This is a genomic window from Halalkaliarchaeum desulfuricum, from assembly GCF_002952775.1.
Classification (GTDB): Archaea; Halobacteriota; Halobacteria; order Halobacteriales; family Haloferacaceae; genus Halalkaliarchaeum; species Halalkaliarchaeum desulfuricum.
Genome location: NZ_CP025066.1, coordinates 1576593 through 1590161, shown reverse-complemented (window position 1 = coordinate 1590161; position 13569 = coordinate 1576593). Strand labels below are relative to the sequence as shown.

Here is a 13569-nt window from a genome sequence, read left to right as displayed (position 1 = left end):
CGGAGCGGTTCGGGAAAAATCCGGCGCGTCGGGCCGCGTCCGGTAGCGTCAAACCGGCGCCGTCCCAGCGTGACTGTAGATGCTCTCGCGTCTGCGGCGCGTCTGGCGTCGGGTGTTCGCGCTCGCCTGGCCCGTGATGGCCGAACAGACGTTCCGGACGGCGATGCGGACGACCGACGTGATCGTCACGGCGCTGTTCTCGCCGGCGGCGGTCGTCGCGATCGGCCTGGCGGACCTGTACGCCCGGTTCCCGTTGCGGATCGGGCTAGGGCTGGGAAGCGGTGCGATCGCGCTCTCCTCACAGGACACCGGCGCCGGCGCCACCGGCCGCCGCGACGAGGTGGTGACGCAGGCGTTGCTTTTGGGGCTGTTCGCCGGCGTCCCGTTCGTCGCGTTCGGCTACTTCCTCGGGGAGTTTGCGATCCGGATCTTCGGCGCGAGCGATCGGGTGGTGGCGCTGGGAGCGGTGTATCTCGCGATCATCTTCGCGACCGCGCCAGCCCGCCACGTCGCGCTGGTTGGGGCCCGTGCGCTGCAGGGGACTGGCGACACGCAGACGCCGATGTACGTCAACGTGTTCGCAAACTCGCTGAACATCGCCGGCTCGATCGTTCTCGGACTCGGCCTGTTCGGCTTTCCCCGCCTGGAGGTCGTCGGGGTCGGGATCGCAACCGCCACCGCCAACGTCGTCACGGCCGCGCTTCTGTGTGCCGCGATCTACACCACCTGGACCCCCGCGAACTTCGCCCGCCCCCGCGATCTCACGCTCGCAAAACAGTTGCTCCAGGTCGGCGCCCCGCGGATGGCGGAGGGGTTCGGCTCCGAGCTCGCGGAGTTCCCGTTCAACGCTCTCCTTTTGGGATTCGGTGAGGTCGTCAACGCGGGCTTCCAGATCGGTCGCCGGGTGTACCAGCAGGTGACGGGGCCGCTCTCGCGGGGGTACAACGTCGCCGCGAGCGTGCTGGTCGGCCAGGAGCTGGGGGCGGGTAACCCCGCCGAGGCGCGGTTCAACGGCTGGGCGGTTGCCGGCCTCGGGATCGTCACGGTCGGGACGATCGGAATCCTGCTTGCGGTCTTCGCCGAGCCGGTCGTCACACATCCGGTCGTCGTTGAGCTGTTCGGGCGGGAGGATCCGGCGGCGCTTGCCTACGGTGCGGCCTTCGCGCAGGTGTACGGGCTCTCTGCGGTCGCGCTCGTGTCGTTTTCCTCGCTGTCGGGTTCGCTACAGGGGGCAAGCGAGACGCGGATCCCGTTCGTCGCGCGGCTCAGCGGCATGTTCGTCTTCTTCCTCGGGGTGTCGTGGCTGCTCGGGTCGACGCTCGGCTACGGGGCGGTGGGCGCGTACGTCGGCGTCTTCCTGGCGTACGTCTGGATGGCGCTCGTGGTGGCGTGCGGCTTCGGCTACTCCGGCTGGGCGGACCGCGCCGCCAGGCTGATGGACGAACGCAGCGACGACGAGGGGTCCGGCGCGGTCGAGGGGGGTACGGTCGGCGATCCCGACGTCGACTGATCGACGTCGGCCGGCCCATCGTCGTTAATCCGGCTTAATTAGGGGAAAGTCGACCGGACCGTCTCTACGGTTCAAGTTCCCGCAGTTCCTCGATACTTCCACATGCGACGACGCGAACTCATCGCCGGTGCCGGGATCGCTCTGGCGACGACGACGGCAGGCTGTACGAGCGTACTGAACGACGAGCCGGTCACCTTCGAGGCCGCGCTCGCCCAGGTCCCCGAGTCGGTGGCCCGGGACGCGGGATACGAACTCGACGAATTCGGCGAACAGGTGATCGAGCGAACGTTCGAGGCGGCCGGACAGTCCCAGACCGTACAGGTGACGAACCGGACCGCCGAGTACGAAAAGGCGATCGAGCTGGGGCCGCTCGGCGAGCTCCGCGCCGCCATCTTCACGGCGCTTTCGACCCCGAAAGTGGAGGTTCTCGGCCGGACGTTCAACCCCGTCGACGACCTCTCGAACGAGGAACTCGCAGAGATGATTCAAGACCAGTACGCCGACATCGGCGATCTCGAGGTGGAACACGAGGCGCCGGTGACGATTCTGGGAACCGACACAACCCAGACGAAGTTCGCCGGCGAGATCCGCATGGAAGGTGGAGAAGAGATCGACATCTACCTCCACGTGAGTAGCCCGGTCGAAAGCGGTGACGACCTCGTGATCGCCGTCGGTGGCTATCCCCAGCAGCTTCCGGGTGAAGAGGACCACGTGTTGACGATGATGGAAGCGATCGAACACGATACATAAGATTCTCCACACCCCGGAACGAAGCCGGCGATAATGCGTATCGGTTCCCGCGTTCGCGACGCCGTCCGAACGCTCGTGTATCGCCCGCACGACGTTCTCCCGTGGTATCTCGTCGGTGCCGGCGTCCCCGCCGTGAGTCGCGTGATTAGCCTGCTCGCGTTCGCGCTGGCGGCTGGGGTGTTGTGGACCCGGAGCGGGCTCGCGACGTTCCGCGAGCGTGCCCTCGAGATCGGTCCGATCCCGATCGACGATCCGGCCGTCGCGGAGGCGCAGGATCCGTTCGGGGATCCCGAATCCGTGGGACAACCGCCCGAACAGGAACTCGAGGAGTTGCTCGGCACCACGCCCGAGGAGCTGGCTGCAGTCTTCGAACCGCTCGCGGATCCGGCTGCCGTTTCGATCGTGGTCCTCGGGCTGATTCTCACCGGAATTGTCTCGGTTGGGCTCAACGCGGTGGTGTCTGCGGGCCGTCTCGGCGGCGTTTACGGCGCGCTTCGGGGCGCTGACGGCTCCCGTGCCGGCGTGGAGACGTTCCTCCGCGACTGGCTTTCGTTCCTCGCACTCCTGGTCGTCGAGCTCGTCGCGCTCGCAGCCGTCGTGATCGTCGGGGTCGGACTGTTGACGACTGCTCTGGGCGCCGGCGGAGCCGCGGGCGTCGGGCTCGGGATCCTTGCGGTCCTCGCGACGGTCGCCGGGATCCTCCTGGTGCAGCTGCTTTTGGCGTTCGTCGGCCCGGCGATCGTCGTCGACGGTCGCGGGTTTTTCGCGGGATTGAAAGGCGGACTCGCGTTTCTCGTCCGCGAACCGCTCGCGGTCGTGGCCTACGTGGTGCTGGGACTTTCAGTCGTCGTCGGGCTCGCCATCGTCGGAGGCTTCTTTTCGCTTCTGGGTGCCGGAAGCGTCGTCGCCCTGCTCGGGCTGGTGGTGGCGGCGCCGCTCCTCGAGACGGCGAAAGTGAGCCTCTACGCCGCCTCGCGGGGCGAGGAGCTGTCTGCGCCGGCGCCGGACCTCCGCGAGCGTCGCCCGCTGCGCGTCCGTGCTCGGGACGGCTTCGCCCGCGGTTGGCGGGAACTGTTCGCGTTCGTCCGGGAGACGCCGGGGCTGCACGCGACCATCGTCGGCCTGTTCGCCGCCGGGATCGCGGTCGGCTGGGTCGTGATCGGCGGCGGACTCGTCGGGATCGTCGAGACGTCGATCGACGGGCGGCTCGTCGGGACGAACCCGATCGGCCTCTTTTTCGACTTCGCGGCGAACAACTGGACGGTCGCGGTGCTCACCGCCACTGGGGGGCTCGCGTTTGCGGTGCCGGCGGCGGTGTCGATCCTCTTTAACGGCCTCGCGTTCGGCGCGATCGCCCGCCTCGAAGTCGACCTCCTGGAACTTCTCGCGTTCGTCACACCCCACGGGATCGTCGAGATCCCGGCGATCCTGATCGCCGGCGCGCTCGGGCTGTGGCTCGGGCTCATCGCGTTCCGGGGAGTCGTTGGACGCGCCGATCGGACGGACCTCGCCGACGGGATCCGGCGCGCCTACTGGGTGCTGGTCGGCATCGCGATCCTGATCCTGGTTGCGGCGGTGATCGAAGCGTTCGTGAGCCCGTACCTTCGGTTACTGGTGTGATCCCACAACGATCGTCAGTACGCCACGCCGGCGGTCTCCTGGTAGCTGCCGTGCTGCTGTTCGAACACGTGCATGATCTCGCCCATCGTGGCGTACGCCTTCACCGCGTCGACGATCGCGGGCATCGCGTTCTCGCCGGCGGCAACGACTTCCTCGAGTTCTGAAAGCGCCGCCTCGACCGCCTCCTCGTCGCGCTCCCGTTTGACCGACTCGAGCCGGTCACGCTGGCGCCTTTGCACCGTCTCGTCTACCTCCAGGATCTCCGGGCGTGTGTCTTCCTCGAGCTCGTAGGCGTTGACACCCACGACGGTTTCCTCGCCGGCCTCGACACGCTCCTGGTACTCGTAGGCGGCGTCCTGGATCTCCCGGTGGAAGTATCCCTGCTCGATCCCCGAAAGGACCCCGTCGCGTACGGAGCCGTCGCCCATCTCGCGGATCTCCTCGATGTACGCCATCGCCTTCCCCTCCACTTCGTCGGTGAGCGCTTCGACCGCGTACGAGCCGCCCAGGGGATCGACGATGTCGGCGGCGCCGGACTCCTCGGCGATGATCTGCTGGGTCCGCAGCGCCACCCGGACCGACTGCTCGCTGGGCAGGGCGAGCGCCTCGTCGTAGGAGTTGGTGTGCAGCGACTGGGTGCCGCCGAGTACGCCCGCGAGCGCCTGGATGGTCACCCGAACGACGTTGTTCAGCGGCTGCTGGGCGGTCAGCGATTGGCCGGCCGTCTGGGTGTGGAACTTCAGGCGCTTCGAGGCCGGGTCCTCGGCGTCGTACCACTCGTCCATCACCCGGGCGTAGATCCGGCGGGCGGCGCGGAACTTCGCGACCTCTTCGAAGATGGAGTTGTGGGAGTTGAAAAAGAAGGACAGCTGTGGGGCGAACTCGTCGACGTCGAGGCCGCGGTCGATCCCGTCTTCGACGTACGCGAAGCCGTCGGCGAGCGTGAACGCCAGCTCCTGGACGGCGGTCGATCCCGCCTCACGGATGTGGTATCCCGAAATCGAGATCGGGTTGAACTTCGGGGTTTTCTCGGCGGAAAACTCGATCACGTCGGTCACGAGATCCAGCGACGGCTCCGGGGGCATCACCCACTCCTTCTGGGCGATGAACTCCTTGAGCATGTCGTTTTGCAGGGTCCCCCGCAGCTCCTCGCGGGGGACGCCCTGCTGATCCGCGATCGCGATGTACATCGCGTAGATCACCGCCGCGCTGGGGTTGATCGTAAAGGAGGTAGACACCTCGCCGACGTCGATTCCCTCGAAGAGGATCTCCATGTCCCGGAGGGTGTCGACGGCGACCCCCTCCTTTCCCACCTCGCCGTCGGCCATCGGGTCGTCGGAGTCGATCCCCATCAGCGACGGCATGTCGAACGCCGTCGACAGCCCAGTCTGGCCGTTCTCGATGAGATAATGGAACCGCTCGTTGGTCTCCTCTGCGGTGCCGAAGCCGGCGAACTGTCGCATCGTCCAGGTCCGTCCGCGGTACATCGTCGGATACACCCCGCGGGTGTACGGTTCCTCGCCGGGAAAGCCCAGGTCCTCCCCGTAGTCGAGACCGGAGACGTCCTCCGGGGTGTACAGCCGATCGACCTCGAGGTTCGACACGGTGGCGAACCGATCGGTCCGTTCGCCGTGTCGCTCTATTGCCGGTTCGAGCGTTTCCGCCTCCCACTCCTCGCGCGCCCGGCGGATCTCCTCGAGTTCCTCGTCGTCGAACATACCCTCCAGTTCACCCCGATCGTCCATTAAGGATTCGCCGATCGCCATCGCCGTCACCGTGGCCGTCGTCGCCGTCGGCGTCGTGGTCGCCCTCGCAGGCGACGATCACCCGAAGTTCTCGACTTTCGCGCCGTCGAGGCTCCCGCCGGAGGATTCGACCGCCTGCGTTGCGAGATCGACAAAGGAGTCGAAGCCGAAGACGAACAGTTGTTCTCCCTCCGTCCCGGTGAGGACCTCGGCGACGGGGGTGTCAAGCGGCGCGTCGGTGACCCGAACCGTCGCCCCCCGTTCGCGGAGTCGGGCGAGCCGCGTCCCGTGAGCCGGCGACCCCTCGTATCGGTAGACGACAGCCGCCTCATTGCCCGCCGAAAGCGCGCGCTCGGCGATCGCGACGGCCGGCCCCACCCCCGGTCCGCCGGCGAGCACCACGGCGCGCGACTCCCCCTCGTAGTACTGATCGCCGAAGGGGCCGGACATCTCGAGGGTCGTTCCGGGTTCCAGCGTCGCGAGGAACTCGCTGAACGGACCGCTCTCCTCGGGATCGATACCGACAGTCACCTCGAAGGTATCCGTCACGGACGGCGAGGACAACGTGTAGAACCTGGCGTACTCCTCGCCGTCGATCGTCGCCGCGAGCCGCACGAACTGTCCCGGCTCCGCCGTGAACTCCTCGGGCGTCGAGATCGTCACGGCGACGGTGTTCGTGCCGACGTCCTCGGTTTCGACTACTTCGACTGTCGCGTCCATGGATGTGACTGTGTTTCACCACACGGTTATTCCTTCCGCGAGCCGTCCCGCGTCCCGGGTGGGAATACGCGATCCGTCCCGCGTCCCGGGTGGGAATACGCGAGCCGTCCCGAATCCAGAGCGGAGCTCCGCGAGCAGTTCACAGTTCCCTTCTGTGTCGGCCCGCTCGGCGTTCGAACACGCGGGACTCTCGGAAATGAGTTTACAAACGCAACTCAAAACCGCATTTATAATGGTTTTTATACGCGAAAAAGGGAGATATACTCTATAAATTGGATGTTTGTAAACCTCTCCGGCCTCATCCCAGTCAGAAGGCTTTTGATCACTCCGGGGGAACCCCCGATTTGTATGCCCGCGGACTTCAACTGGGCCATCGGCGGGGAAGCCGGCGATGGCATCGACTCGACCGGGAAGATCTTCGCACAGGCGCTCTCCCGGGCCGGTCGACACGTCTTCACGTCCAAGGACTTCGCGTCGCGTATCCGGGGCGGATACACGGCGTACAAGATCCGGACGTCCGTCGATCAGGTGCAAAGCGTCGTCGACAGGCTCGACGTTCTCATCGCGTTGACTCCCCGGACCGTCGAGGAGAACCGCGATGAACTGCACGACGGCTCCGTGGTCATCTACGACGGCTCCCGGACAACGATGCAGGGTCTGGATCTCCCCGAGGGAGTCGTCGGCCTCGACGTGCCGCTCAACGAACTGGCCGAAGAGGCCGGCGGCGCGATCATGCGCAACGTCGTCGCCCTGGGGGCCGCCTGCGAGGTGAGCGGGTTCCCGATCGAGAACCTCGACTCGGCGCTGCAAAAGCGGTTCGGCGACAAGGGGACGTCGATCGTCGAGAACAACGAACAGGCCGCCCGGCTCGGGCGGGACTACGTCGGAGAGGAGTTCGATCACGAGTTCGACTACGAGCTGGAGACGACCGACGCCGACTACGTCCTCCTCAACGGCGACGAGGCGATCGGCATGGGCGCGCTGGCGGCCGGCTGCCGGTTTTACGCCGGCTACCCGATCACGCCCGCGACGGCCGTGATGGAGTATCTCACCGGTCGAATCGAGAAGTACGGCGGGCACGTGGTGCAGGCGGAGGACGAACTGGCGGCGATCAACCTGGCGCTGGGAGCCGCCCGCGCGGGCGCCAGATCGATGACGGCGACCTCGGGGCCGGGAATCGACCTGATGGCCGAGACGTTCGGCCTGGTGGCCACCTCCGAGACGCCGCTCGTGATCGCCAACGTGATGCGGTCGGGTCCCTCGACGGGGATGCCGACGAAACAGGAGCAGGGCGACCTGAACATGATGCTGTACGGCGGTCACGGCGAGGTGCCGCGGTTCGTCCTCGCACCCACGACGGTTTCGGAGTGTTTCTGGAAGACCGTCGAGGCGTTCAACCTCGCCGAGAAGTACCAGCTCCCGGTCTATCTGGCTGGAGACCTCTCGCTTGCGGTGACCGAACAGACGTACCCGCCGGAGGCGTTCGACATGGACGAAGTGGAGATCGACCGCGGGTTCGTCGTGGACGAGGAGACGATCGCCGACCACAAAACCCCCGACGGGAAGTTCAAACCACACGAGATCACCGACGACGGGATCAGTCCGCGGGCGTTCCCGGGTACCGACGGCGGCGCACACATGTCCACGGGCCTCGAACACGACGAACTGGGCCGCCGCACCGAGGACACCGAGATGCGGAAAAAGCAGGTCGAAAAGCGCAACCGCAAGGTCGAGACAGCGATCGAGCGCGAGGCGTTCAACTATCGGGAATTCGGCGACCCCGACGCCGATACCCTCGTGATCACGTGGGGATCGACGGAGGGTGCCCTCGTCGAGGCGCTGTCGTTCCTGGAGGAAGAGGGAATCGAGGCGCGGGTCATCTCGGTGCCGTACATCTTCCCCCGGCCGGACCTCTCCGAGGCGGTCGAGGCGGCAGAGACGACGATCGTCGTCGAATGCAACGAGCGCGGGCAGTTCGCGAACCTGGTCGAACACGACGTACTCGAACGCGTCGAACGGATCAACAAGTACGACGGCGTCCAGTTCAAGGCGGACGAACTCGCGGAGATGATCCAAGACGTGCTCGGGGAACCTGCGGAGAAATCGGAGGTGTCACAATGAGTTCAGACGTTCGATTCACCGACTTCAAGTCAGACAAACAACCCACCTGGTGTCCCGGCTGCGGTGACTTCGGGACGATGAACGGCATGATGAAGGCGCTGGCGAACACCGGGAACGACCCGGACAACACGTTCGTCGTCGCCGGAATCGGCTGTTCGGGCAAGATCGGAACCTACATGCACAGTTACTCGCTTCACGGCGTCCACGGTCGGGCGCTGCCGGTCGGGGCGGGCGTGAAGATCGCCAACCCCGACCTCGAGGTGATGGTCGCCGGCGGCGACGGCGACGGCTACTCGATCGGGGTGGGTCATTTCATCCACAACGTTCGCCGGAACGTCGACATGACCTACGTCGTGATGGACAACCGGATCTACGGGCTCACGAAGGGTCAGGCGTCGCCGACCTCGCGTGCCGACTTCGAGACGTCGACGACGCCGGAGGGCCCCCAGCAGTCGCCGGTGAATCCGCTGGCGCTGGCGCTTGCGGCCGGCGGGACGTTCATCGCGCAGTCGTTTTCCTCGGACGCGATGCGGCACGCCGAAATCGTCCAGGAAGCGATCGAACACGACGGCTTCGGTTTCGTCAACGTGTTCTCGCCGTGTGTCACGTTCAACGACGTCGACACCTACGACTACTTCCGCGACAACCTGGTCGACGTCGCGGACACCGATCACGAGCCGACCGACAGGGACGCGGCCAAACAGAAGATCCTCGACAGCTCCAGGGAGTACCAGGGCGTGCTCTATCGGGATCCCGCCGCGAAGACCTACGAGGAGTCGAAGGGGCTCGACGAGCCGATGACCGAAATCCCCGACGGCGCCCCCGAGGACGCGATGGATCTGGTTCGGGAGTTTTACTAAACAACGACCTTTTTCTGCCTCGGGTGCGCTCCCGTCGGTCGCGCACCACTCGTTGAAAAAGCTCGATCAAAAAGTCGACTTTGTGGGGCGAAGCTCCGTTCCGGCGGTCAACCGCTCACTTCGCTGGGGGCGCTCACGACTGTTCACGATCCAGACTCCTGTGACAGCCGGGGGTAGAGTACTTAAAAGAGTAATTCTATTTTGAACAATACCAAATTATAAGAGAGCTATTCTCGTAACTCGACATAGGTGGCACAACATGGACTCGTGGACTGATGGACTCAGTACCAGGGAGCGCGTACGGAAAATTGCGCTCTCGCTGACCCGACCCCGGTCGGTCAACTGGATTAAAACGGAAGCCGACGTCGCGTCGTGGGACACGACGAAAGACGAACTCGAGCGACTCGTCGAATACGGGCAGATCAAACGCGTCGAAGACGACAGCGGAAGCGAGACACGGTACCGGTACGGGCCGAACTATCGGCGGCGCTATCTGGATCGCGTGGAAGAACTCGTCGCCGATCACACGAAGGACGAACTACGAAACGAGATCGCGGCGATCCAAGAGCAGATTGAAACGTGGCAGGATGCCTACGACGTGGACTCCCTGAGCGCGCTGAACGAGTCCGTGACGGACACGGGTCTGTCGAGCGACGAAATTCGCGAGCGAAATGCGGTCATCCGTCGCTGGGAGCGCTCCCGGGAGACGAAACGTCTCATCGCCCACGCGCTCTCTCTGTACGACGACCTCGAACGCGTCACCGATCCCGACTCTGGCCCCCAGCCGAGTGAGATGGCACCCTGATCGATGGCGCCGCTTTTCATCTTTCTCGCCCACCGGAGTCTCCTCGACCAGCACACCGCCCACGGTGAGATCCGAACGTGGCTGCGAAACCAGGGTGGGTGTTACGATGTCCGGTACGCGCCAAGTTCGATCCGGCGACACGAGGTCTGTGCCACGATCGAGCCCGAGATCCTTTTGGGGCGGCCGTATCCATCGGAGACAGTCGAACTCCGCGTCGAGTTCGAATTCCCGGAGGACACCGAGTACGATCAGTACGAGATTCAGTGGATCGATGGGGAACGGAACTACTCGTTCGGGTGGCATCAGGACGAAACACATCTCGACCTCGGGAGGTGCCACTTCCAACTGGAGTATCGAGACGAGACACTCGCTCGGAAACCGGCCGTGTTTCACGATATCCATCCGGTGAACGTCCTCGAGCAGCGTCTCTCGCTCGTCCCGTCGATCCTCGAACTGGTTACGTGGGAGTACAATCGACCCCGCCTCCCTCAGTGGCCGCCTCGGGACGTGTGATAGACTCACACAACCGATCGACTCGCTCCCTGCGTGACCGCTCTCCACGGAGACGCTTTCCAGGTTGTCGTCCCGCTACCGAACTCCGGTCGATCGACGCTGTCAAACAGCCTGAATGACTACGTATCGCTAATGGATCTGCGATTTCTCGGCGGCGCTCGCGAGGTCGGTCGGAGCGCCATCCTCGTGAACGACACGCTTCTTCTGGATTTCGGACTGCTCGCTGACAACCCGCTCCAGCGCCCCGTCGAGACGCCCGACCCGGACGCCGTCGTCGTCTCCCACGGCCACCTCGATCACGTCGGTGCCATTCCGGCGCTCCTCTCGGGGAAAAACCGGCCGCCCATTCACTGGACGCCGCCGACGTCGGAACTCGCCCTCACGCTGGCCCGTGACACGCTGAAGCTCCACGGGGGGACCTTACAGTGTCCCTTCACTGAAACCGACGTCAAACGGGTGACGGAGGTTTCGCGAACGCACGGCTACGGGGAGCCGTTCGAGGCCGCCGGCCACCGGGTCACCTTTTTTAACGCCGGCCACATCCCCGGCAGCGCCCACGTCCTGGTCGACGATGGCGACACCCGACTGCTGTACACCGGCGACTTCCACACCGACGACCAGCGGCTCGTCGCTGGAACCACTGCTCGCCCCGACGCCGACGTCGTCATCTGCGAGAGCACCTATTCGGACGTCGAACACGAGGATCGAGAGACCGTCGAATCGCGGTTCGCCGAGAGCGTCAAGACCACACTGTGGGAAGGCGGGACCGTGATCGTCCCGGCGTTTGCCATCGGACGGACACAGGAGATGATGCTGATCTGTGATGCTCACGACATCCCGTGTTACGTCGACGGGATGGGTACGCAGGTGACCGAGATGTTCCGCCGGCATCCCGAATTCCTCCGCGACCCCGAGGCGCTCAGGCGAGCGAAATCACACGCCCGGTTCGTCACCGGTCGCGACGGCCAGCGGAAACGCATTACCGAACAGAAGGCGGCGATTATCACCACGAGCGGGATGCTCTCGGGCGGGCCGGCGATGTCCTACATCCCGGAGATCCGGTCCAATCCGGTGAACAAGATCACGATGACCGGCTACCAGGTCGCGGGAACTCCCGGACGCGAACTCCTCGAGACCGGATCCGCTGAGATCGACGGGCGGGTGATGCCCGTCGCCGCCCAGGTCGAGGGGTACGACTTCTCGGCGCATGCGGATAGGTCGGGATTGCTGTCGTTTCTCGACTCATACCGGGACGCCACCGTGCTCGTGAACCATGGCGACCGGTGTGAGCAGTTCGCCGAGGACCTGTCGGCGGACGGCTACGACGCGAGCGCGCCGGCGATCGGGGACGTTTGGCGGGGTTAGAGACCTTCCTTCTCGTCGAAATCAAAAGCAGTTGACACAACCGGCGTGCTGAATAGGGAGCGCAATTGGAATATAGGGGGTCTTTCTGCGGAATTTGGGCAGTAGTGAGTGAGACTCCGGAAACCGCAACGTCCGAGCGCTTTTTGGAAGGCTTCCCCGTTCACTGTAGGACGACCCAGATTTAGTGAAATGGTAAATATATTTATCCTAGTTTGACATCTCTACGCAGAGCTATCCATATCTACGCATATCTACGCACATCGACGCGTTCTAACGCGCAATATTCAGCGCGACCATTGAAACAGATTACTCTCTAAAGAATTCTACAGGGGTAACGTCGTCGAATCAAAAACCTATATCCGTCAAGTACGTAGTTCCATTCATAATGCAATTCTGCGACGAGTGCGGTTCAATGATGCACACGGAGGGCGACACGTGGGTGTGTCGCTCCTGTGACAACGAGGAGCCGCGGGACTCGCAAGCGGAAGCGGCGATGGCAACCCGGGAGGGACAGCGAAACGACGGGGCACCCGCCGTGGCCGACGCGACGAAAGGCTCTACTGAGACGATGCAGGAACATTGTCCAGCGGATGACTGCGACAGCGACCGAGCCTACTACGAGATGATGCCGAAGCCGGGCGGATCCTACGAGGTTCGACTGTTCACCTGCGTCGAGTGTGGCCACAAATGGCGCGAGACCTGATGACGCCGCTCGCGAACCTCATTCCCGAACTACGCACAGGCTCCCCTCCTCTCCCTCCCATACTGAACACCGATACGCAATACTGTCTGGCGGTTCTGCGCTACACTGAAGACGAATAGTGTGACCTGGAGACGGTCGCGACTGCGAATAGAAGGAGCTGTTATCGGTGGGCCATCGCTTCATCCATCCTCGTTCTTCAGCACGGCCGCTGAGATCTATCACTGATTACTCATTTGCCCCCTGCCGATAACTTAAAAGGAAACTTCGACAGCGTCGTCCAGATCCGTCGCCGTGGCTCCATCCAGCTCGGCGAACGCCTCGTGCAGCCGGTCGTACGTCTCCGCCAGCCCTTCGACGATCACCGTCGTGTCCCCGATCACGGCCATGTAGTTGGTGTCGCCGCGCCAGCGCGGCACGACGTGGGTGTGGACGTGATCGTCGATCGAGCCCCCTGCGGCGTCGCCGCCGAGGTTCATCCCGGCGTTGAAGCCGGCTGGATCGAACGACCGTCGCATCGCTTCAAACGTCGCCGCCTTTAATTGGGCGTGATCCAGCATGATTGCCTCCGAGAGCTCGCCGTACTCCCCCTCGTGGGCGTACGGGATGACCATCACGTGTCCCGGATTGTATGGGTAGTTGTTGAGTAGCACGAACGCGTGCTCGCTGCGGGCGACGATGCGTGACTCTCGGTCTGCATCCCGGTCGGGAAGGACGCAGAACGGACAGCCCTCGATGGGCTCCTCCTCGCGTTCGATCCACTCGATCCGCCACGGGGCGAACAGCTGATCCATACCGTCGCTTCGGTGGGCGGGCTCTTGGGCGTTTGGAGGGCGGTTCGTCGCCGACCTGCATGCCAC

Annotated in this window: 12 protein-coding genes; 9 read left to right on the top strand and 3 right to left on the bottom strand. The window is 64.4% G+C overall.

The window, feature by feature from the left end:
• Window positions 1–79: 79 nt before the first annotated feature.
• The 3 genes from AArcSl_RS07805 to AArcSl_RS07795 all read left to right on the top strand — a co-directional run bounded on the left by AArcSl_RS07805 (window position 80) and on the right by AArcSl_RS07795 (window position 3880).
• Window positions 80–1510 (top strand): MATE family efflux transporter, encoded by a 1431-nt coding sequence (locus AArcSl_RS07805; RefSeq protein WP_119817340.1) that lies wholly within the window; start codon window positions 80–82, stop codon window positions 1508–1510.
• Window positions 1511–1612: 102 nt separating this feature from the next.
• Window positions 1613–2260 carry a DUF6517 family protein gene (locus AArcSl_RS07800; RefSeq protein ID WP_119817337.1) on the top strand — a complete coding sequence of 216 codons (648 nt, stop codon included), beginning with the start codon at window positions 1613–1615 and terminating at the stop codon, window positions 2258–2260.
• Window positions 2261–2293: 33 nt separating this feature from the next.
• Window positions 2294–3880 (top strand): stage II sporulation protein M, encoded by a 1587-nt coding sequence (locus tag AArcSl_RS07795; RefSeq protein ID WP_119817334.1) that lies wholly within the window; start codon window positions 2294–2296, stop codon window positions 3878–3880.
• Between the two features lie 14 nt (window positions 3881–3894).
• Here AArcSl_RS07795 and AArcSl_RS07790 read toward each other — a convergent pair whose 3' ends face one another.
• Both AArcSl_RS07790 and AArcSl_RS07785 read right to left on the bottom strand, forming a co-directional pair.
• On the bottom strand, window positions 3895–5598 hold the full coding sequence (locus tag AArcSl_RS07790) for an acyl-CoA mutase large subunit family protein (RefSeq protein ID WP_119817331.1): 1704 nt from the start codon (window positions 5596–5598) through the stop codon (window positions 3895–3897).
• A 105-nt stretch (window positions 5599–5703) separates the two neighbouring features.
• Window positions 5704–6345, bottom strand: a complete 642-nt coding sequence (locus tag AArcSl_RS07785; protein ID WP_119817328.1) for an FAD-dependent oxidoreductase — start codon at window positions 6343–6345, stop codon at window positions 5704–5706.
• Window positions 6346–6693: 348 nt separating this feature from the next.
• Here AArcSl_RS07785 and AArcSl_RS07780 point away from each other — a divergent pair, with 348 nt between their 5' ends.
• The 6 genes from AArcSl_RS07780 to AArcSl_RS07755 all read left to right on the top strand — a co-directional run bounded on the left by AArcSl_RS07780 (window position 6694) and on the right by AArcSl_RS07755 (window position 12712).
• Window positions 6694–8466 carry a 2-oxoacid:acceptor oxidoreductase subunit alpha gene (locus tag AArcSl_RS07780; protein WP_119817325.1) on the top strand — a complete coding sequence of 591 codons (1773 nt, stop codon included), beginning with the start codon at window positions 6694–6696 and terminating at the stop codon, window positions 8464–8466.
• Window positions 8463–9326 (top strand): 2-oxoacid:ferredoxin oxidoreductase subunit beta, encoded by an 864-nt coding sequence (locus AArcSl_RS07775; RefSeq protein ID WP_119817322.1) that lies wholly within the window; start codon window positions 8463–8465, stop codon window positions 9324–9326. The genes AArcSl_RS07780 and AArcSl_RS07775 overlap by 4 nt, the downstream gene beginning before the upstream one ends.
• 259 nt (window positions 9327–9585) lie before the next feature.
• Complete coding sequence (locus AArcSl_RS07770; RefSeq protein WP_119817320.1) at window positions 9586–10131, top strand: DUF7342 family protein; 546 nt, start codon at window positions 9586–9588, stop codon at window positions 10129–10131.
• A 3-nt stretch (window positions 10132–10134) separates the two neighbouring features.
• Window positions 10135–10644 carry a hypothetical protein gene (locus AArcSl_RS07765; protein WP_119817317.1) on the top strand — a complete coding sequence of 170 codons (510 nt, stop codon included), beginning with the start codon at window positions 10135–10137 and terminating at the stop codon, window positions 10642–10644.
• Between the two features lie 132 nt (window positions 10645–10776).
• Entirely contained in the window at window positions 10777–12009 is a 1233-nt protein-coding gene (locus tag AArcSl_RS07760) for an MBL fold metallo-hydrolase (RefSeq protein WP_119817314.1), read from the top strand.
• Window positions 12010–12394: 385 nt separating this feature from the next.
• Window positions 12395–12712 (top strand): RPA12/RPB9/RPC11 RNA polymerase family protein, encoded by a 318-nt coding sequence (locus tag AArcSl_RS07755; RefSeq protein WP_119817311.1) that lies wholly within the window; start codon window positions 12395–12397, stop codon window positions 12710–12712.
• 251 nt (window positions 12713–12963) lie between these two features.
• On the opposite strand, the gene AArcSl_RS07750 is transcribed toward AArcSl_RS07755, so the two are convergent.
• Window positions 12964–13503 (bottom strand): HIT family protein, encoded by a 540-nt coding sequence (locus AArcSl_RS07750; RefSeq protein ID WP_119817307.1) that lies wholly within the window; start codon window positions 13501–13503, stop codon window positions 12964–12966.
• Window positions 13504–13569 lie beyond the last annotated feature (66 nt).